This window comes from Streptomyces sp. NPDC050161, assembly GCF_044460025.1.
In the GTDB taxonomy this organism is placed as follows: Bacteria; Actinomycetota; Actinomycetes; order Streptomycetales; family Streptomycetaceae; genus Streptomyces.
Map to the genome: position 1 here is coordinate 71,153 of NZ_JBITJM010000018.1, position 20,301 is coordinate 91,453.

Annotated in this window: 17 protein-coding genes and 1 tRNA gene; 8 read left to right on the plus strand and 10 right to left on the minus strand. The window is 71.9% G+C overall.

Annotated elements, in window-relative coordinates; genetic code table 11:
• Complete coding sequence (locus ACIBK8_RS26320) at positions 1-978, minus strand: bifunctional MaoC family dehydratase N-terminal/OB-fold nucleic acid binding domain-containing protein (RefSeq protein WP_399044334.1); 978 nt, start codon at positions 976-978, stop codon at positions 1-3.
• Positions 975-2,132, minus strand: coding sequence for an acyl-CoA dehydrogenase family protein (locus tag ACIBK8_RS26325; RefSeq protein ID WP_399044335.1), 1,158 nt, complete (start codon positions 2,130-2,132; stop codon positions 975-977). The genes ACIBK8_RS26320 and ACIBK8_RS26325 overlap by 4 nt, the downstream gene beginning before the upstream one ends.
• A gap of 1,019 nt (positions 2,133-3,151) precedes the next feature.
• On the opposite strand from ACIBK8_RS26325, the gene ACIBK8_RS26330 reads away from it, so the two are divergent.
• On the plus strand, positions 3,152-4,051 hold the full coding sequence (locus ACIBK8_RS26330) for a bifunctional DNA primase/polymerase (protein ID WP_399044336.1): 900 nt from the start codon (positions 3,152-3,154) through the stop codon (positions 4,049-4,051).
• A gap of 232 nt (positions 4,052-4,283) precedes the next feature.
• A complete protein-coding gene (locus ACIBK8_RS26335) occupies positions 4,284-5,924 on the plus strand; it encodes an ABC-F family ATP-binding cassette domain-containing protein (RefSeq protein ID WP_399044337.1) in 1,641 nt (546 codons plus the stop codon).
• An 18-nt stretch (positions 5,925-5,942) separates the two neighbouring features.
• Here ACIBK8_RS26335 and ACIBK8_RS26340 read toward each other — a convergent pair whose 3' ends face one another.
• Positions 5,943-6,473 carry a GNAT family N-acetyltransferase gene (locus tag ACIBK8_RS26340; protein WP_399044396.1) on the minus strand — a complete coding sequence of 177 codons (531 nt, stop codon included), beginning with the start codon at positions 6,471-6,473 and terminating at the stop codon, positions 5,943-5,945.
• A 667-nt stretch (positions 6,474-7,140) separates the two neighbouring features.
• On the opposite strand from ACIBK8_RS26340, the gene ACIBK8_RS26345 reads away from it, so the two are divergent.
• On the plus strand, positions 7,141-7,893 hold the full coding sequence (locus tag ACIBK8_RS26345; protein WP_399044338.1) for an SDR family NAD(P)-dependent oxidoreductase: 753 nt from the start codon (positions 7,141-7,143) through the stop codon (positions 7,891-7,893).
• A gap of 198 nt (positions 7,894-8,091) precedes the next feature.
• Here the strand turns inward: ACIBK8_RS26345 and ACIBK8_RS26350 are convergent.
• Positions 8,092-8,179: transfer RNA gene (locus ACIBK8_RS26350), tRNA-Ser, on the minus strand.
• Positions 8,180-8,222: 43 nt separating this feature from the next.
• A complete protein-coding gene (locus ACIBK8_RS26355; RefSeq protein ID WP_399044339.1) occupies positions 8,223-9,776 on the minus strand; it encodes a S1C family serine protease in 1,554 nt (517 codons plus the stop codon).
• A 404-nt stretch (positions 9,777-10,180) separates the two neighbouring features.
• Here ACIBK8_RS26355 and ACIBK8_RS26360 point away from each other — a divergent pair, with 404 nt between their 5' ends.
• From ACIBK8_RS26360 to ACIBK8_RS26370, 3 genes are all read left to right on the plus strand, one after another.
• Positions 10,181-11,026, plus strand: a complete 846-nt coding sequence (locus ACIBK8_RS26360) for a glycerophosphodiester phosphodiesterase (protein WP_399044340.1) — start codon at positions 10,181-10,183, stop codon at positions 11,024-11,026.
• Positions 11,027-11,079: 53 nt separating this feature from the next.
• Positions 11,080-11,769, plus strand: coding sequence for an ATP-binding protein (locus ACIBK8_RS26365; protein ID WP_399044341.1), 690 nt, complete (start codon positions 11,080-11,082; stop codon positions 11,767-11,769).
• A gap of 189 nt (positions 11,770-11,958) precedes the next feature.
• Positions 11,959-12,927 (plus strand): DUF5926 family protein, encoded by a 969-nt coding sequence (locus ACIBK8_RS26370; protein ID WP_399044342.1) that lies wholly within the window; start codon positions 11,959-11,961, stop codon positions 12,925-12,927.
• Positions 12,928-13,576: 649 nt separating this feature from the next.
• Here ACIBK8_RS26370 and ACIBK8_RS26375 read toward each other — a convergent pair.
• Positions 13,577-14,284, minus strand: coding sequence for a bifunctional DNA primase/polymerase (locus ACIBK8_RS26375; RefSeq protein ID WP_399044343.1), 708 nt, complete (start codon positions 14,282-14,284; stop codon positions 13,577-13,579).
• 653 nt (positions 14,285-14,937) lie between these two features.
• Here ACIBK8_RS26375 and ACIBK8_RS26380 point away from each other — a divergent pair.
• Together ACIBK8_RS26380 and ACIBK8_RS26385 are read left to right on the plus strand one after the other, a co-directional pair.
• Positions 14,938-16,347, plus strand: coding sequence for a PP2C family protein-serine/threonine phosphatase (locus tag ACIBK8_RS26380; RefSeq protein WP_399044344.1), 1,410 nt, complete (start codon positions 14,938-14,940; stop codon positions 16,345-16,347).
• Positions 16,348-16,493: 146 nt separating this feature from the next.
• Entirely contained in the window at positions 16,494-17,951 is a 1,458-nt protein-coding gene (locus ACIBK8_RS26385; RefSeq protein WP_399044345.1) for an aminopeptidase P family protein, read from the plus strand.
• A gap of 66 nt (positions 17,952-18,017) precedes the next feature.
• Here ACIBK8_RS26385 and ACIBK8_RS26390 read toward each other — a convergent pair whose 3' ends face one another.
• From ACIBK8_RS26390 to ACIBK8_RS26405, 4 genes are all read right to left on the minus strand, one after another.
• The gene (locus ACIBK8_RS26390) at positions 18,018-18,293 is read right to left on the minus strand and encodes a DUF1876 domain-containing protein (RefSeq protein ID WP_393684551.1); all 276 of its coding nucleotides are present in this window, start codon (positions 18,291-18,293) and stop codon (positions 18,018-18,020) included.
• Positions 18,294-18,378: 85 nt separating this feature from the next.
• The gene (locus ACIBK8_RS26395; protein WP_399044346.1) at positions 18,379-18,996 is read right to left on the minus strand and encodes a TetR/AcrR family transcriptional regulator; all 618 of its coding nucleotides are present in this window, start codon (positions 18,994-18,996) and stop codon (positions 18,379-18,381) included.
• Positions 18,997-19,165: 169 nt separating this feature from the next.
• Positions 19,166-19,381, minus strand: a complete 216-nt coding sequence (locus ACIBK8_RS26400) for a DUF397 domain-containing protein (RefSeq protein ID WP_399044347.1) — start codon at positions 19,379-19,381, stop codon at positions 19,166-19,168.
• Positions 19,362-20,213: a helix-turn-helix domain-containing protein gene (locus ACIBK8_RS26405; RefSeq protein WP_399044348.1), complete on the minus strand. Its 852-nt coding sequence runs from the start codon at positions 20,211-20,213 to the stop codon at positions 19,362-19,364. Before ACIBK8_RS26405 ends, ACIBK8_RS26400 begins: the two co-directional genes overlap by 20 nt.
• Positions 20,214-20,301: the final 88 nt, after the last annotated feature.

The following is a 20,301-nucleotide window of genomic DNA, read 5'->3' on the forward strand; positions in this document are numbered from 1 at the left end:
TCAGCCCTCGCCTCCGCCCGTGGCCCCCGCGCCCGGCACGGCCCGGAAGACCGGCAGCTCCAACTCCCCGTCCACCCGCAGGAATTCCAGCCGCACCGGCATCCCGATCCGCACCTCGTCGTACGCCACCCCGACCACGTTGCTCACCATCCGCACCCCCTCCGCCAGCTCGACCAGCGCGACCGCGTACGGCGGATCGAAGGCCGGGAACGGCGGGTGGTGCATCACGACGTACGAGTGGACGGTGCCAGCCCCGCCCGCCTCGACCGTGTCCCACTCCTGCCCGCCGCAGTCCGGGCAGCCGGGCAGCCAGGGCAGCCGCAGCCGCCCGCAGCCGGTGCACCGCTGGATCAGCAGGGTGTGGGCGGCGACCCCGTCCCAGAACCCGGCGTTGTCGCGGTTGATCACGGGCCGGGGGCGGCGGGGCGGCGGCTCGGCCCTCGGCGGGCGCCCGCCCGCGCGCGCCGGCGCGTACTTGAGGATCCGGAAGCGGTGGGTGCCGGCCAACTCGCCGTCGGCGTGCACGTCCATCCGCGTCGTGACGAAGTGCCCGGTCCCCAGCTTGGTGGTCTTGCGGTCCGACACCGACTCGATCACCGCGTCGAACGTGATCCGGTCACCTGGCCGCAGCGGACGCAGGTACTCCTGCTCGCAGTCGGTGGCGACGACGGAGGTGTAACCGGCGCCGTCGAGCAGCGCGAAGAGCGCGTCGTACTCCGACGAGCGGTCCGTGTGGCCGGACAGACCGCCCATGGTCCATGCCTGGAGCATCGTCGGCGGAGCCACCGCGTCCGGCCCCCGGTACGCGGGGTGGTCGTCCCCCATCGCCTCGCACCAGTGCCTGATCATGGGCAGGTTGACGGGATCCTTGCCGACGCCGCCGGTCGCGGCGGGCCGTCCTTCGAAGCGCCGGAGACGCGCGTAAAGGTCGTCCTCGCGCCCCCCGGCGCCCCGTATCCGTTCGTCACCGCCGCTCACCTGCGCCCCCTCCGCATCCCCAGCCGCATCGTCGCGACGATCTCCCGCTGCACCTCGCTCACGCCGCCCCCGAACGTGTTGATCTGCGCCGCACGGTTCATCCGCTCCAGCTCGCCGCCCCCGAAGGCGCCCGGTGATCCGGCCCGCACCAACGCCGCGTCGCCCACCACCTCCTGGCACATCCGGTACACCTCGACGGTGCTCTCCGTACCGGCGAACTTGACGCCGCTGGCGTCGCCGGGGCCGAGCGTCCCGGCGCCGACGTCGCCGACCAGCCGCCAGTTCAGCAGCCGGGTCGCGGCCAGCCTGGCGTGCGCCTCGGCGAGCCGCGAGCGCACCCACGCCCGGTCGGCCGGCCGCTCCCCGGTCGCCGGATCCGGCGTACGGGCATGCCCGAGCGCCGCGTCGAAGGCGTCCTCGGCCTGCATCCCGATGGCGGCCAGCGCCACCCGCTCGTGGTTGAGCTGGTTGGTGATCAGCCGCCAGCCGGCGTTCTCCTCGCCGACGAGGTTCCCGGCCGGCACCCGGACACCGTCGTAGTACGTCGCGGTGGTCATCAGCCCGCCGACCGTCTCGATCGGCGTCCAGGAGAAGCCAGGCGCGCCGGTCGGCACGAGGATGATCGAGATGCCCTTGTGCTTGGGCGCCCCGGCATCGGTGCGGCAGGCCAGCCAGATCCAGTCGGCCTGGTGGGCGTTGCTGGTGAAGCTCTTGGCCCCGTCGATCAGCCAGTCGCCGCCGTCCCGCACCGCGCGGGTACGCAGCGCGGCGAGGTCGGTGCCCGCTTCCGGTTCGGTGTAGCCGATCGCGAAGACCGTCTCGCCGCTCAGGATGCGCGGCAGGAAGTAGTCCTTCTGCTCGTCGGTGCCGTACTTCATCAGCGTCGGACCGACCGTGTTGAGCGTGACCATCGAGACCGGCGCGCCCGCGCGGTACGCCTCGTCGAAGAACACGAACTGCTCGTCGGCGCCGCGCCCCTGCCCTCCGTACGCGACCGGCCAACCGAGACCGAGCAGGCCGTCGGCGCCGATCCTGCGGAGCACGGCACGCTGCTCGGCGGGGTCGTCGAGCGGCCCGTCGGGCAGCAACTCCCGGAAGTAGGAACGCAGTTCGGCGCGCAACCGCTGCTGGCGCGCGGTGGGGGCGAGGTGCACGTCGGCGGCCTCCCCTTCTGGTGGCGGCGTGAGGTGCGGGGCTGGATCGGGCGGCGGAGCGGGCGGGGACGCGCGGCGCTTCGGCGGGCGCGCCCGTGCCCGGCGGCCGGACGCGCGCCGTCGACCCGCCGGAGCGCCGCGCCCCTCAACTCCCGGTCATGAACGAGCGCGAGGGTTTCTGACTGTCCGTCAGAAACCCTCGCGCTGTCAAGGTCGAAGCGGATACCTGGCCTGGCGCGACCCTTCTCTCTCCCCCCCCCGGGGCGCCCCAGCCCCCCCCGCCCCCCTCTGCCCCCCCATCAGCCGTTCCGCATCCCGCCTCCCGACCCCCACACCTCCCCGCCTCCGCACCATCGCGGCCCGCTACAACCCACTACGGCGGGTGTCTCCCGTCCACCCCGGGGATGCACCCGGTCGTGGTGCCGCCTTCCCCGAGCGCATCCCGTCGGCCGCCGACGGGCCGGGTGGTGCACAGTCCTGCCATCTCTCCTCCTGGTGCCGGAACCGGCATGCCGCCCCGCACCGGAACCACGGGACCGCACGAGCACACCCCGGACGGGACACACGGGCCGGGCGAGCGGACCGGGCCCGCCGGCCACAACTCCGCACCGCCCCCCGGCGGTTGCCCGGCCCCGCCGACCGCCGACGGGTTGCCGCAGGACGAGAACTGCCCACCACACCTCCATCGAATCCCAACGGATCCCCTGATTCCCTCGCAAGAGCGAGAAACCGCACCTAAACCGCCAACACCCCCCATCTCACCCCCACATCCCACCCAGGGCACACCCCACCCCCACACCCCCCTTCCTTTACTCGAACATCCGTACGAAAATAGATCCATGGCCCCACTCCACAGCCATGCCGATCCGGTCGCCGACCGCCCTGTCGCCGCCCGCCCTGCCGGCCCCGTCCGCTCCGCCCACTCCGCCCGCCCGGCCCGCGACACCCGCCCTCCCGCAGACCCACAACCCCCCGAGCCCTCACAGCCCCTACCGCCCCCACCACCCCCACCACCCCAGATGACCCCCGCCACCCCGCACAGCGCCGCGCTCGCCCACGCCCTCGCCGCCGCCGGCCTCGGCTACGCCGTCATCCCGCTGACCCGCGGCAAGGTCCCCGCCGTCCGCTCCCCGCACCACGACAGGGCCGGCCGGGCCACCGCCCCCTGCCGCGGCGCATGCGGCCGGATCGGACACGGCGTGCACGACGCGAGCAGCGACCCGTTCACCGTGCGCCGCCTCTTCGCCGCCGCCCCCTGGGCCACGGCCTACGGAATCGCCTGCGGCCTGCCACCGCACCACCTCATCGGCGTCGACCTCGACACCAAGCACGGCGCCGACGGCCGCACCGCGCTCCAACTCATCGCCGCCCAGCACCACTTCGGGCTGCCGCCCACCGTCACGGTCCGCACCCCCAGCGGCGGCCTGCACCTCTGGTTCACCGGCCCGCCAGGCCCTCCGGTGCCCAACTCCGCCGGCCTGCTCGCCCCGGGCATCGACATCCGCGGCACCGGCGGCTACCTGGTGGGCCCCGGCTCCCTCACCACCCACGGCCGGTACGTCCTCGCGCCCGGCACACCCCGCACCCCCGCCGCCGCCCCGCGCGCCCTCATCCGCCTCCTCACGCCCCCGCCCCGCCCCGGCGAACCGGCGCCCGCGGCAGCACCCCACCCGACGTCGCTCCACCCCGCCACGGCCCTCGTACGCTTCGTCCGCACCTCGCCCCCGGGGCAGCGCAACGCGCGCCTCTTCTGGGCCGCCTGCCGCGCCCACGAATCCGGCCTCGGCACGGAACTGACCGGCGCCCTAACCGTCGCCGCCCGCCGCACCGGCCTGCCCGAACGCGAGATCCGGGCAACCCTGACCTCCGCCACCCGCCACTACGTCGCATCACTCACCGCCCCGCGCAAGACCCCCTGACCCCGGCCACGAACGCTCCTGACGCCCACCACAGGCCCTCTCGAACCACCACGACACCCCCACTCCCCACTCCCCGCTCCCCCACGGCGGTCCCGCAATATTCAGCTGCGCCCGCGCGCCACCCCGACTACCCTGGCCGCCATGTCGACACCCCGGATTTCCTAGCTCGGACACCCGCTTTCACGCCACCCGTGTGTCTGTGTGTCCTTGAGCTTTTTCCGGAGCGTTATCCATGATCACCGTGCGCGGTGCCGACGTACGCGTCGGCGCCCGACTCCTGCTGTCCGACCTCACCTTCCACATCGCCCCCGGCGACCGCATCGGCCTCGTGGGCCGCAACGGCGCCGGCAAAACCAGCCTCCTCAACACCCTCATCGGAGCCGCCAAGCCGGCCGCCGGCTCGGTCACCCGCACCGGCTCGCTCGGCCACCTCGCGCAGGACTCCCGCACGGCCGACCCGTCCGTCAGCGTCACCGGCCGGATCCTGTCCGCCCGCGGCCTGGACCGCGCCGTGCGGGCGCTGCGCGCCGCCGAGACCGCCATGGCCGAGGCCGCCGCGCCCGCCGCACAGCAGCGCGCGATGACCGCGTACGCCCGCGCGGAGGCCGACTTCCAGGCGCGCGGCGGCTACGCGGCGGAGGCCGACGCGGCACGGGTCGCCGCCGGCGTCGGGCTGCCGCCCGAGGTCATGCACCAACCGGTGGGCACGCTCTCCGGCGGGCAGCGGCGTCGCGTCGAACTGGCCCGCATCCTTGTCGCCGACCACGACACCCTGCTGCTCGACGAGCCGACCAACCACCTGGACGCCGACGCCATCGCCTGGCTGCGGACGTTCCTGGCCGGTCACCGCGGCGGCCTGGTGATCACCAGCCATGACACCGAGCTGCTGGCCGGCCTCGTCAACCGGGTCTTCCACCTGGACCCGTCCCCCGGCGCTCGCCCGCATCCGGGCGCCGCAGAAGCCGCCGGCTCCACCCTCGACATCCACAACACCACCTGGCACGCCTACCTCACCCAGCGCGCGGCCGACGAACGCCGCCGCGCCCGCGAGCGCGGCAACGCCGAACGCAAGGCCACCGCACTGCGCCTCCAGGCGGACAAAATGCGCGGCAGGGTCGCGACCGCCATCGCGGCGAAGAACATGGCACGGCGCGCCGACCGGCTGCTCGCCGACCTGGAACCGGCCCGCCGCACGGCCAAGGTCGCCCGGATCCGGCTGCCCGAACCCGCACCGTGCGGCCGGACGCCCCTGGGGGCCGTCAGCCTCACCAAGGCGTACGGAGACCACCAGGTGCTGCGCGGCGTGGACCTGGCCGTGGACCGGGGCAGCCGCCTGGTCGTGATCGGACTCAACGGCGCGGGCAAGACGACCCTGCTGCGGCTGCTCGCCGGACGCGAACTGCCGGACTCCGGGCGGGTGGTGCACGGTCACGGGCTGCGGCTCGGCTACTTCGCCCAGGAACACGACACCCTCGATCCGGCGCGCAGCGTCCGGGAGAACCTCGCGGCCGGCGCGCCGCATCTCACCGACGGCGAGGTGCGGCACGTCCTCGGCTCGTTCCTGTTCACGGGCGACGACGCCGACAAACCGGCCGGTGTCCTCTCCGGCGGCGAGAAGACCCGCCTCGCCCTGGCCGGACTCGTCCACTCCGGCGCGAACGTGCTCCTCCTGGACGAGCCCACCAACAACCTCGACCCGGCGTCCCGCGGCGAGGTCCTGAGCGCCGTCGACACCTACCCGGGCGCCCTCGTCATGGTCACCCACGACCCGGGCGCCATCGAGGCACTACGCCCCGACCGCATCCTGCTCCTCCCCGACGGCACAGAGGACCTCTGGAGCCCGGACCACCTAGACCTCGTCACACTCGACTGACCCCCACCCCAAACCCCCTCACCCCTCCCCCTCTTCCTCCCCCACCACAATCGTCATCTCCGGCCGATCCCACATCACAGCCGGCGGGTTCGCCGCCACGGTGCCGGTACGCCGCGCACCGACACTGCGATAGAAGCCCTCGGCCGGCGGATGCGAAACGACCCGCACGCTCTCAATGCCCGCACTCCGCGCCACCTCCCGCATGTGCGCGATCAACAACCGCCCGATCCCCGCCCCTTGCGCCTCATCGGCAACAAACATCAGATCCAACTCGGGCGGCTCCAGCACCAACGCATAGAACCCCAACACCCGCTCCCCCACACCCCCGTTGGCCCCCGACGCCTCGCCACCCCCTTCCACCGCGACATACACCTCATGCGCCTCGATGTAATCCGGCCCCACCCGATACCCCGCCACCATCGCGGCATGCGGCCCTTCATACGCCCGCGAACTCCGCACCATCCGCGTAAGCCGCTTCGCATCCCGCCCCGTCGCCCGCCGAACCCACACCCCCACACCACGCCGCCCACGCACCCCACGCCCCGCCATACCGCCCTCGCCCGCCTTCCATTCCACGCCAACATCACCCGAAATCAGCGCCAAACCCAGCAAATAACTCACTCAGCGTCACGGTAGCGGGGGAGCGACAGCCCCCCGACCTCCCACCCCCGGAGCTGGACGATTCGCAGGTGAAACACCCTGACACGCAGCAGGAACGCCCCGTTCCCCCAGGCCCCGGAGACACAGTGCGATCCGCCACTGAACGAGGATTGGCCATCAGCCACGATCAGCGCCCGGAGACGAAACAGGGGGGATCCCCCTTGGCCCCGTGCCGACGCGAGGTCCAGGAGGAGCTGGGCCTCACCCCGCCCATCGGCCCTCTTCCGGTGATCGACTGGGCACCGAACCCCACCGAGGGGGTTCGCTCAACGAACAGGATCCGGAGCCGTTCCGGTCACCCCGTCGCCTCGTTGTTCCGTTTGCCGCACAGCCGGGGGCACCCGCTCCCGAACCCGCTCTCCGGGAGAGCTCGTTCGGCGGGGACAGCGGACGGGAGCACAGGAGAGTGGTGGCGGCCAGCTGCGGATCGCGGACGTCCCGGACGCCGCGTCCATGACTTCCGACGAGACCGCGCGACAGACCGGCAGCGACCCGGAGGCGATGCTCCGCCTCCTCCGGACCCTGGCCCCGACTGTCACGTGAAAGAGAGTTGATCGTGCAGCAATTGAACGGAAAGGTCGCACTGGTCACCGGCGCGTCCTCGGGAATCGGCCAAGCGATCGCCCAGCGTTTCGGGCAGGAGGGCGCGACGGTGTACCTGACGGGTCGCCGGACCCGTCAACTCGACGCGGTCGCTGCGGAGATCGGTGAACGTGCCACCGCTGTCACGGCGGATGTGTCCGACCCCGACGACCTGGATCGGGTGTTCGACGTGATCAGCAAGCGCAGCGGCCATCTCGACATCGTGGTGGCGAATGCTGCCGTCGGCACCAGGACGGCACTCAGTGAGATCACCGTCGACCACTTCAACCGGACCTTCGACATCAACGTGAAGGGCCTGATCTTCACAGTGCAGAAGGCGTTGCCCTTGCTGTCCGAGAGCGCATCGGTGATCTTGATGTCGTCCACGGTCAGCACGAGGGGCTGGCCGTCGGGCAGCGTCTACGCCGCATCGAAAGCGGCTATCCGCAACCTGGCACGATCGTTCGCCGTGGACCTCGCCCCGCGCAGCATCCGGGTCAATGCGATCAGCCCGGGTCCGATCGAAACCGAGGCGCTGATGTCGGCCCTCTGCGGGGACGGGACCACGCGCGACGCCGTGCGGGCGAGCATGACGGCCCGGATCCCCCTGGGACGCCTCGGCCGACCCGACGAGGTCGCCGCGGCGGCACTGTTCCTCGCCAGTGACCAGAGTTCATTCACCACCGGTTCCGAACTGATCGTCGACGGCGGAGTCTCACAAACCTGACACCGAAAAACCGGTCACGCAGAAGCCGGGCCGGGGCAGCCCTGCGGTGGCTGCGGCCCCGGCCGGACCGGCCGCGTCCGCGAGCGCGATGGCCAGGGCGGCCGAACGCGGCCAGGAACGGTCGGCCACGGGTCGGCGGCTACCGGGAAAGTAAACGGCCCCCGACCGGGAAATCCCTGGTCAGAGGCCGTCCGCCTGCGGAGGCTGTGGGATTTGAACCCACGGTGAGGGGTTACCTCACGACAGTTTTCAAGACTGTTCCCTTAGGCCGCTCGGGCAAGCCTCCCCGCGGCAGCGCCTGGCGGTGCCGCGGGGATCAGACTAGCGCGTCACTTGTCTCCTGTGCGCTGGCCCAGGGTGACGACGGCGGTGCGGTCCTTGCCGCCGCGCTTGTAGGTGAGGGTGATCTTGTCGCCGGGCTTGTGCTGCCAGATCTCGCTGATCAGGGTGGGGCCGCTGTCGATCACCGTGTCGTCGAGCTTGGTGATGGTGTCGCCGGGCTGGAGTCCTGCCTTGTCGGCGGGGCCGTTCGGAGTGACCGCGTCCGAGCCGCCGTTGCCGGTCTGGGGGATGGTCGCGCCGTTGCCGGTGTCCTTCATGGTGACCTGGACGCCGATCTGCGGATAGACCGGCTTGCCCGTCCTGATCAGGTCCTGGGCCACCCGGCGTGCCTGGTCGATGGGGATCGCGAAGCCCAGGCCGATGCTGCCCGACTGCTGGCCCTCGCCGCCCAGGCCGCCGTTTCCTGCCGACTGGATGGCCGAGTTGATGCCGATGACGTTGCCGCTCGCGTCCATCAGAGGGCCGCCGGAGTTGCCCGGGTTGATGGAGGCGTCGGTCTGCAGGGCGCTCATGTACGAGGCGCTGCTGCCGCCGCCGTCGCTGGAGGCCACCGGGCGGTCCTTGGCGCTGACGATGCCGGTGGTGACCGTGCCGGACAGGCCGAAGGGGGCGCCGATCGCGATCGTGGCGTCGCCGACCTGCACGTTGGCGGACTTGCCCAGCGGCAGCGGCGTGAGCTTGGCGTCCGATGCCTTCTTCAGCTTGACCACGGCGACGTCGTAGCCCTGGGCCCGGCCCACGACCTCGGCGTTGTACTTCTTGCCGTCCGAGAACGTCGCGGTGAGCGAACCGCCGTCGTCGGCAGCCGCCACGACGTGGTTGTTGGTGAGGATGTGGCCCTGCTTGTCGTAGACGAAGCCGGTGCCGGTGCCGCCCTCGCCGGTCGCGCCCTGCGCCTCGATCGTGACGACGCTGGGCAGTGCCTTCTGCGCTATCCCGGAGACGGATGTGGGCTTGCGGTTGAGCGCACCGGGGTCGCCCGAAGAGGAGACCGTGGTGGAGGAGCTGTCGTCGCGGCCAGCGGCCCAGAAGCCGATGCCGCCGCCGACGCCGCCCGCGACCAGCGCCGCGACCAGCACGGCCGCGACCAGGCCGCCGTTGCGCCGCCTGGGGGGCTGCGGTTCCGGCGCGCCCCAGGGGTCGCCGCCACCACCGCCGTAGGGCGGCTGCGTGCCCCAGCCGCCACCGGGTGCGCCGTGGCCCGCCGAGGCGTAGGCGGGCGGCTGCCCCGCGGGTCCGCCCGCGGCCCCGGGGTACCCGCCGCCGGGGTACGGCGGCTGTCCGGGCCCGCCGTATCCGGGCTGCGCGGCCATCGTCGCCGTACGGTCCTGGTCGGCGGGAGCGCCAGGACCTGCCGCGTCCGGTGCCCGGCCGTCGCCCGTGGTGGGGGCGAAGTCCGGCGGCGGGGGCGCGGCGGGGGCGGGCGGGGTGTGCGGAGTCTGTGCGGCGGAGGCGGACGCGGGTGTGCTGTCCGACGCCTTGGGCGCCGCCGGCGGCTCGGCCTCCGGCGGGACGGCGGCGCCCTCGTTCTCGGTGCTCACGGCTCTCTCCTCAGCTTCACGACTGTGCCGGCCCACAACCCGGCCCGTCCTCCGGTTCACCGGGCGGCGGGGGCGTCTGCGGCGCCTCGTCGTCCGGTTCGCCGGTCTCCGGGACCGGGTGTTCCGGTGTTCCGGGATTTCCGGTTCCTCTGTCCCAGGGACGCGGAATCCGGTCTTCAGGATTCCGGATCCGGGCGGAACGGGCGAGTCCCGGCCCGGACGGCACGGGCGGGGCTCGGCCTCCAGCCTTTCCCACAGCGCGTCAGCGCACCGTAAGCCGAGGCTGTGACCGTCCCCTCATCCTTCATCCCGGACGTCCTTCACGCCCGATGAGCAGCGCGTCCCCTGCCGTGCGCACGGGCTGCGCGGGGCGGCCCGACGACGGTGGATGGCACGATAACTCGGTGACCTATGCACGCCCCGCCCAGGACGCCCGTCCGGGTCCTCCCGCTCTGTCCGTCGTGGCCCATCGCGGCGCGTCCGACGACGCTCCGGAACACACGCTGGCCGCCTACCGCAAGGCGATCGAGGACGGTGCCGACGCCCTGGAGTGCGATGTCCGGCTGACCGCCGACGGCCAGCTGGTCTGCGTCCACGACCGCCGGGTGAACCGCACGTCCAACGGGCGCGGCGCCGTCTCGGCGCTGGAGCTGGCCGACCTGGCCACCCTGGACTTCGGGTCCTGGAAGGCGGCGGCCGGCGACCCCGAGGCGCCCGACCGGCAGTACGAGGACCCCGAGCTGACCTCCGTGCTGACGCTGGAGCGCCTGCTGGAGCTGGTCGCGGACGCCGACCGGCGGGTCGAGCTGGCCATCGAGACCAAACACCCGACCCGCTGGGCCGGACAGGTGGAGGACCGGCTCGTCACCCTCCTGGAGCGCTTCGGGCACACCAGGCCCACGGGCCCCGGGGATCTGCCGCCCGCGGTCCGCGTCATGAGCTTCTCGGCGCGCTCGCTGCACCGCGTGCGGGCCGCGGCCCCGGCGATCCCGGCGGTCTACCTGATGCAGTTCCTCACCCCCCGGCACCGCGACGGCCGGCTGCCGCCCGGCGTCGGCATCGCGGGGCCCGGTATACGGATCCTGCGCGCGCACCCCGACTACGTCGCCAGGGCGCACCGGGCAGGTCACCGGGTGCACGTGTGGACCGTCAACGAACCCGATGACGTCGAGCTGTGCCGAAATCTCGGCGTGGATGCGGTCATTACAAATCGCCCTAAGCAGGTACGAAACCAACTCGGCTTTACCTAAAGCTCGTCACAGGGTGTGCACCGGCGCATGCGACACGTGGGCATGTGTGTCGAATGCGTCACTGTGCAGCGCTTGGCCGGTTTCCGGTCCAGTCCATTGGGGAATTCATCCCGTGGCGTGGGGCAAAGGAGGTCTCGGGGGTGGCGTTGGTGGTGGCACAAGAGGTGCCGACGTCGTCGATCATGGCCGTACCCCATGGTGCTGTGGGTGTCGGCATGGCCAGACGACGCATGAGCGAAGAGCTGCTGGCAAGTGGAGTTCAGGACACAGTCGTCGATGACGCGGTCCTCATCCTCTCGGAACTGTTGAGCAATGCCGCTCGGCATGCGCGTCCCGTATACGAGAAGAGCCTGCCGGACTCCGTACGCGAAGCGGGGGCCGTGCGCGAGATCCACGGCGGTCGTGACCAGGAGTACGTCCTCGCTTCCTGGCGCATCGACGGCCGCGGGCAGCTCACGGTTTCGGTCACGGACGGTGGCGGCCCGACCCGGCCCCGTCCGGCCACCCCCTCGGTCACCGCGCGCGGCGGCCGTGGGCTGGCGATCATCCGCTCGCTGTCCAAGGACTGGGGCGTACGCGAGGTGATGGAGGGCGAGGTCACGGTCTGGGCCGTGCTGTCCGCGTACGACGGCTTCGCCGACCGGGTCGCGCTGGCGCCGGTCCTGCCGGCGTCCTTCGCCGCGGGCGGGGCGCAGGGCCTGCCGCCCGAGCTGGCCTTCGCGGACCTCGAAGACCCGGTGTAGGCGGTCCCGGCACCCGCTGCAGGAGCGAAGGGTGCGGGCCGTGCGGCAGGGCGGGCAGGGCGACACGCATTCGGGCTCATTCCTCTAGGCTCACGCCGAACCGCGTCCCAAAGAGGCGCGCACGCAGCGGCCGGACGCCCCTGGCGTGCACGCCTCTCAGCCCAGGATCGACCAGGAGACACCGCCGCCATGGCCAAGAAGCGCCGCCCCCAGCCCCAGGCCGCAGCACCGAAGATGCAGGACGGGGAGGTGCCGGTCGTCGGCGCCCGCGAGCCCTGCCCGTGCGGTTCGGGCCGCCGCTACAAGGCATGCCACGGCCGGAGTGCGGCGCACGCCGTCACCGAGCTGGTCAGGCGCCCGTTCGACGGCCTGCCCGGCGAGTGCGACTGGGTCGCGCTGCGCGAGCTGGTGCCGGCCGCGACCGCCGAGCTGGCCCTCAAGGGCGGGCTGCCCGACGGCGTGCCGTCGGTGACGCTGGCCACGGTGCTGCCGATGGCCTGGCCCGCGCTGCGCCGCGACGACGGCGCCGTCCTGCTGGGCATCCAGAACGACACCTCGTCCGGCGACCTCAGCCGCGACCTGGCGGACACGCTCCAGCGCGCCCTGGCCGCGAAGCCGGGCACCCCGGTGGCGGCCGGACGGCCCGCCGCCGACGGCCCCCGGCTCCAGGATCTGCTCGACCCGGACGCTCATTTCGAGCCGTCCGTGCACAGCGGCTTCGAGTTCTGGGTGGACGACGCGGAAAACGCCGCTCCCGAGGTGGCCGCGTCCCTGGAGCGGGCCAACGCCTCCGCCATCCCGACCGCCCGCATCCCCGGCCTGGAGGGCGCCTACTGGTGCGAGGCCCCGGAGAAGAACCACCTGCGCTGGGTCACCTCGTTCCCCGAGGAGCAGCTGCTCGACGCGCTCGCCCGGCTGCACGCCGCCGGCACGTCCTCGCTCGGTGACGGCACCCGGCTCGTCGGGTCCTTCCGCGCGCACGGCCTGGTCGTGCCGGTCTGGGACCTGCCGTCGGAGATGAGCGCGGAGGACGTGACGGCACCGGCCGCGGCGTTCGCCGAGCGGCTGGCGGAGGCGCTCGCCTCGGACGCCCCGCTGACCTCGGAGGAGCGCCGGGCGCGCGGTGGCCTCACCAACCGTCAGGTGACGCTGAGCTGACAGTGACATCCCAGGGGCCTCTGACGTGACTCCCGTCACAACTGCCCCTACCTATCGGTAAATAGGCGTCCGGAATTCCGCGATCGAATTTGCGAACCGCCGATCTCTTGTTACCGTTCTAGGAGCCCGGTCGCTGGTGCATCCCCCGTCGCCAGCGACCGGGCGCTTCCATGTCCGCAGCCGGACGCTCTTCCCGGCCGGACCCTCTCCGCACGGCCGCCCGCCCGATCACCGGCACGGAATCCGTTGCGGCACACCGGACACGACCTCGCGCGGCATCCGACGCGGCACCGGGTGTGGATCTTCTTCGCCTCGCGCACAGCCCCCGCACCCGCACCCGCGTGAACACCCGCCACCCGGCACGGAGTTGCCCGTCGGCGCACGTCAGGACGTCCGACAGGCCCGCCAGGAGGGTCACGGGCACAGAACCGCGCAGCGGCGCATGCGAGGGCTTCCGAGGCGCCCGCAGGGGCGTGGCAGGCCGCAGTGACAACGCTGCCGGGACGCGGCGCGCAGGGACGCTCCGGCGGGCGGACCGGAGCGGCCGGGGCCGTGCGGCGGGCACGGCCGTACGGGGGCGCCGGGAGGTGAAGTCCCGTGCTGCGCCGCCCCGTACGGGTGAAACTCCGGGACGCGGCCCCGGAAGGGCTCAGTAGGCGAGCCGGCTGCCGCCGTCCGGGGCGCTGGTGCTCGCGGTGACCAGTGCGGTCACGATCGTGGACACCTGCGGCAGCCACGGTGCGGCCTGGGTGGCGGCCGGCGGCCTCTCCCAGCGGACCGCGCCCGCGCCGATCTGCGAAGGCGGCAGCACCAGATAGCCGCCCTCACCGTGGAAGCGCAGCGAGCTGGGCACCCATTCCTGGGTGTGCAGCAGCTCGCCCAACTCCGCCAGGTCGTACGGCGAGACGAGCAGCGACCAGCGGGTGGGGGTGGCCACGACCGGGCCGATACGGACGCCGAAGTGGTCGAGGGCGGCCAGCGCCTGCGCACCGGCGACGGCCGGCAGGCTCACCGCGCAGGGCGCGTTGCCGCCGGTGGCCAGCACGACCGGGGCGTCCGGCCGGTTCGTCCACCACCAGCGCACCATCCGCGCGTCGGTCGTGGCGGCCAGCAGCCCGGGGTCGAAGGGGTGCGCGCCGGGCACCACGCAGTCGGCGTCGGGGCAGCTGCACCGGGGCGCCGCGCGTTCGCCGAGGCCGTGCCAGCCGCCGGGCTGCCGGCCGCCGGCCCGCAGTCTCACCCCCGGGACCACCGGCCACTGCCATTCGGTGGCGCAGTGGAGCGCCGCACCGAGCAGGGCCGACCTCCCGGTGCGCCGGAACAGATGCTTGCGTCGCCTTCCGAGGATCTCGCGCATGAGCGCTCGTTCCTTTCCGTTAACGCCGAGGGCTAAGTCCATCGCACTACATGCCGGTTCATGCCGCTGCGCGGCGATTTCATACGACCTGGCCGTACGACCCGGGGCCGGTCACGCCACGTGGATCTTTGGACACTGCGTATTCGAAGGGCAGCGCATCACGTCGTACGCCGAGCGTGGAACGTGACGGGGTGGCGCGCTCTTGGCGCTTGCTGTGCGGTAGTGCAATCCCCGCCACTTGGGAGTCCGTCGCGGTCGTCGTCCGTAAAGACGCCCGTGTCCGCCGGAGGGTTCCGGTGCGGCCCCAACTGGCCCCGCATCTCTCCGAGTACGTACCCGCCATCGTGCATATGACGCGCTGTTGATCGCCGTCAGTCGACCCCAAATGAGTGTCCGTGGGGATGTTTTCCGGCCAACCTTCTTGCCCAGTGGACACCATAAACCCCCTGGGGACAATGCTGGACATCACGTCATTGTTGCGTGTAGATGTGGAGGCATTGATAGCTGAGCAGCATGACATGGGGGTTTGCGATGCTATTGAGTAAATTGAGCGGACAAAACAACCGCACGACATCACTCAACAAAACGACGCACTCCCTACCAAAATGCGTTGCCACCTGGCGTGATTCCGGGCCTGGCGGAAGTCGTCGGCCATGACCCTCCCCCATGTCCCGAAAGTGGCCGGAACCGAGCCCCCACTCTCCGGCTCCGCTCACACTGCCGACCCGCCCGCCGACCCCGACACCCTGCACGACCTCACCGAGCGGCTCGCGTGCACCCGCACACTGCCGGACGCGCTCCGGGAAGTACTGCGGGCCGGCGCCGCCCTCATCGGCGCAGGCCGGGGCCTGATCGTCATCGAACCGGCCGACGGACTCGGCCCCGACACCACCATCGGCCTCGGCCTCGGCCCCGCCGACATCGGCCACATCGAGACCGTCCCGCACCGCGCCCTGCCGCACCGCCGCATGCTCGACGGCCTCCCGGAGCCGGACGGCGGCCACGACGCCACCGGATCCCGCCCGGAGGACGGCACCCGCACCGAGGCAGCCGGGCGCACCGAGACCGCCGAACCCGACATCCCCGGCACGAAGGGCATCGACCCCCGGCTGCGCGAGGTCGCCGCCCGCCTCGGGTACGCCGCGAGCTACACCGTCCGGCTGGCCGCCGACCCCTACGGCGGCCTCGGCGCCGCGACCTGGCTCTACGACGAACCGGCCGAGCCGACCGAACGGCAGCGCCACCTCATCGGCCGCTACCGCAGCTACGCGTCCGAACACCTCGCCCGCCTCCTGGAACTCGACCGCCACCGCGAGACCGCCACCGCACTCGGCGAGGAACTGCTGCCCCACCGGCTGCCCCGGGTGCCAGGCGTACGCCTCGCGGTGCGGCACGGATCGGGACCGCGCGGCGGCGGCGACTGGTACGACGCGCTGCCGCTGCCCGACGGCGCGCTGGGCCTCGCCGTCGGCTCGGTCTCCGGCTCGGGCCCCGGCGCGGTGGCCGCGATGGGCCGGCTGCGGGCCTCGCTGCGCGCCTACGCCGTCATGGAGGGCGAGGATCCGGTGGCGGTCCTGTCCGACCTGGAACTCCTCATGCGGCTGGCCGAACCGGCCCGCACCGCCACCGCCCTGTTCGCGTTCACCGAGCCGCCGGGCGGCCCGGCGGGACTGCCCGGCGACGCTCCGCGCACGCTGACCCTGGCCGGTGCCGGGCACTGCCCGCCGTTGATCGTCGGCGAGCGGCGCACCGAGTTCGTCGAGACCTCGCTGTCCGCACCGCTCGGCATGCTGGCCTGCTGGGAAGCGCCGAGCGTGGAGATCGAACCGGCGCCCGGCGAGACCCTGCTGCTCTACAGCGACGGGCTGCTGCACCGGACCGGCGACACCACGGACCGCGCCTTCGCCCGGCTGCACGCCGCGGCGGCCCGCGTCCCCAGGAGGAGCCGCCGCGATCCGGACGCGATCGCCGACCACATCCTGGCCGCCCTGCTGCCCCAGGGTCTCGACGATCCCGCGTCGGACGAGGACGTCATCCTGCTCGCCGCGCACTTCGAGGCGTAGACCCGGCCGCCCCAAGGGACGCGGCCCCCCTGGCGGCTCCGCCCCTACATGGCCGAAGTGCCGGAGAGGTCACACCTTCCGCCCTCTGGACCGCATTCGATCCGCACATACGATGGAACGCGGTTCAGTCTTTACAAGGAGGCATCGTGACCGACGAGCTCACCCCGGAGACCCCGGACGAGGACGAGCAGCCGATCAAGCAGCGCAAGAACGGCCTTTACCCGGGCGTTTCCGACGAGCTCGCCGCGAGCATGAAGAGCGGCTGGGCGGACACCGAACTGCGTGACCTGGAGCCGATCGAGCAGGCCCCGAACGCCGCCGCCCGCCGCGCCGCGCTCTCCGCGCGCTTCCCCGGCGAGCGTCTGGTGATCCCCGCGGGCAACCTCAAGACCCGCTCGAACGACACCGAGTACGACTTCCGCGCCTCCACGGAGTACGTCTACCTCACCGGCGACCAGACCGACGACAGCGTCCTGGTCCTGGAGCCGAACGGCGACGCGCACGACGCGACGCTCTACCGCCTGCCCCGCTCGAACCGCGAGAACGGCGAGTTCTGGCTCAACGGCATGGGCGAGCTGTGGGTCGGCCGCCGCAACAGCCTCGCCGAGTCCGAGGCGCTGCTCGGCGTCCCCTGCAAGGACGTCCGCGAGCTGGCCGAAGCGCTGACCGAGGCGACCGGTCCGGTCCGCGTCGTCCGCGGCCACGACGCCGGGATCGAGACGGCGCTGGCCGACAAGGTCACCGCCGAGCGCGACGAAGAGCTGCGCGTCTACCTCTCCGAGGCCCGCGTGGTGAAGGACGCCTTCGAGATCGGCGAGCTGCAGAAGGCCGTCGACTCGACCGTCCGCGGCTTCGAGGACGTCGTGAAGGTCCTGGACAAGGCCGAGGCGACCAGCGAGCGGTACATCGAGGGCACGTTCTTCCTGCGCGCCCGCGTCGAGGGCAACGACGTCGGCTACGGCTCGATCTGCGCCGCAGGACCGCACGCCACCACCCTGCACTGGGTCCGCAACAACGGCGCGGTCCGCTCCGGCGACCTGCTGCTGCTGGACGCCGGCGTGGAGACCAACAGCCTCTACACCGCCGACGTCACCCGCACCCTGCCGATCAACGGCCGCTACACCGACCTCCAGCGCAAGATCTACGACGCGGTGTACGAGGCCCAGGAAGCCGGTATCGCGGCGGTCAAGCCCGGCGCGAACTTCCGCGACTTCCACGACGCGTCGCAGCGCGTGCTGGCCGAGAAGCTCGTCGAGTGGGGCCTGATCGAAGGCCCCGCCGACCGCGTCCTGGAGCTGGCACTCCAGCGCCGCTGGACCCTGCACGGCACCGGCCACATGCTGGGCCTCGACGTCCACGACTGCGCCGCGGCCCGCACCGAGGCGTACGTCAACGGCACCCTGGAGCCCGGCATGGTGCTGACCGTCGAGCCCGGCCTGTACTTCCAGGCCGACGACCTGACGGTGCCCGAGGAGTACCGCGGCATCGGCGTCCGCATCGAGGACGACATCCTCGTCACCGAGGACGGCAACCGGAACCTCTCGGCCGCCCTGCCGCGCCGCTCGGACGAGGTCGAGTCCTGGATGGCCGGTCTGAAGGGCTGACCCAGCCGCACGGCACGCGCAACGGCCGGTGATCCCCTGGGGGTCACCGGCCGTTGGCCTGCCACCTCACAGCGCCAGCGGGTAGGACGTCCTGCCGGACGCCTCGTCGATCTCCTCGTGTGCCTTGGTCAGCATCTTCATGGCCAGTTCGTTGAGTGCCCTGGCCGCGGCGATCTCCTCGCCGATGCGGGGCTGGTACGAGTCGACGGGGTGGCGGCTGGCATACCCGTGGGCGCGTACCTCACGCCCGTCGGGGAGCCGTACCAGCGCCGCCGCGCGGGTGCGGTGGGTGTCCTCCTCGAATTCCATCTCGACATGCCATCCGACAGCGGTGTGCACCATGACGATCACCTCCGGAATCGCTTCTTCCAGCGTGCGCCCGTCGGCCGCCCGGCGCACCGCCGACGCCACCGGAACCCGGGGTGCCTCAGTCTCCCGTCCGGTACGCCCCCGCCTCGACCCCCGCCCGGACCGCGGTGGCGGCGGAGTCGGCGAGGGCGCGGTCCACGGGGCGGCGGGAGATGAGCAGGCGGTAGTAGAAGGGCGCGGCGAGGGCGGAGATCACGGCGACCGGGTCGGTGTCGTCCGGGACTTCGCCGCGGGCGATCGCGCGCCCGACCATCGCGCCCGCGAGCTGGAGACGGACGTCGAAGAAGTCGCGGAGGATGCCGGCGGCCTCCGGCTGGCGTGCCGCCGCGGAGACCACCGCGTCGAGGAGCCCGCGCACCCGGGCGGCCTCGTAGAGCGTCTGGAGGGAATACGCGAGCGCGCGCAGGTCACCGTCGAGGGTTCCGGTGTCGGCCAGCGGAACGCTCGTGCTGCTGACGTCCGTCAGCAGATCGCAGACCAGGCCCTCGATGTTCCGCCAGCGCCGGTAGATCGTCGCAAGGTGAATTCCGGAACGCTGGGCGATGCCTTCCATCGTGAGCGCACCGAACCCCGACTCGGCCAACTCGTCGAAGACCGCGGTCAGTACGGCCTCTCGGGTACGTGCCGTACGACCTCCCGGTCGGGCCGTGCCGGGAGGGTGAGGCGCAGGGTTCACTGCCGCTCCGTATTGCCGTGCGGGATCGGGCCACGTATTGTCCAGTACAGACTAACGCGAGCAAGTTCGCGTTAGACAGTGCGTGCCGGTCTCGCAGTGTGGGGAAACCGCGGGGGAAGTCCTCACCTGCGAGACCGCGCGGCACGTTCCGCCGACAGCGGCGCCCCGCTCAGACCCCGAGCGCCCCACCCTTGACGGCCGTGACGAACCGGCCCCAGGCCCCGGCACCCATCACCAGCGCCGGCCCGTCCGGGTTCTTGGAGTCCCGGACGGGGACGATGCCGGGGAGGTCTTCGCGGATTTCGATGCAGCTTCCGCCGTCGCCGTTGCTGTAGCTGCTCTTACGCCAGCGAGCGGTGGTCAGGTCAACTGCTCTGCTCGTCATTTCGGTAGCCCTCAGCCGCTTTTTCGATCATGGCCAGGGACGCCTCTGGTGACATAGCGGCGGCCCTGAGCCGATCGTATGCCTTCATATACAGGCGTACGAGCCGTGGGTCATCGATGAGTTGGCCGCTGTACAGGGCCTCGGTGTAGATGACTGGCGGGGCGTCGTCGAACGTCATGATCGTCGCCATGCCCATCATGAACGGGTGCGCTGCGACGGTCCACGGAACGACCTGTGGAAAGATCCGACGCTTTCGTGCAAGAGCGACGATGTGGTCGAGCTGCTCCGCCATGGCCTCGCGCGGGACAATCGGCTGCCGCAGCAGCGACTCGTTCAACACCCACCAGAACTCAGGCCTTTGAGGATCATCGAAGAGGCGTGCTCGTCCCAGTCGAGCCCTGATCTTCTCTTCGACCTGATCCGCCTGCTGCATGGGATGCGCGGCCTCGATAACAGCCCGCGCGTATGTCGCCGTCTGCAGCAGCCCGGGAATCAGCGTGGGTGACCATTCCTCCATCTCCCGCGCGCGCTCCTCAAGCTCGATGGCGTCGATGAAGTACTCGGCATGCCCGCCTCGCTTGGCCCTTCTGACGTCTTCACAGCGCCGCTCGAAGAACCCGTCCGTCTCCAGCACACGGTCCGCATGCCTGGCGAGGTCCAGCGGCATACGGCGCTGGCCACGCTCGATCTCGCTCAGGTAGCTCGTCCCGTAGAAGGAGCCGTCCACCAGCTCTTCGAGCGTCCTGCCCGCCGCTTCCCGCTTCCAGCGCAATTCCTTGCCGTAGAAAGCGGGGACGCTCAGCGATCCATCAATGTCCTTACGAGGGGGCATGGTTCACCGTTTCACGGTCAGCTCGGTGTCGTTTTTTCCCTTTCCACGCTACGCGCCACCACGTCACGCTGTGAGGGATTCGTCACAG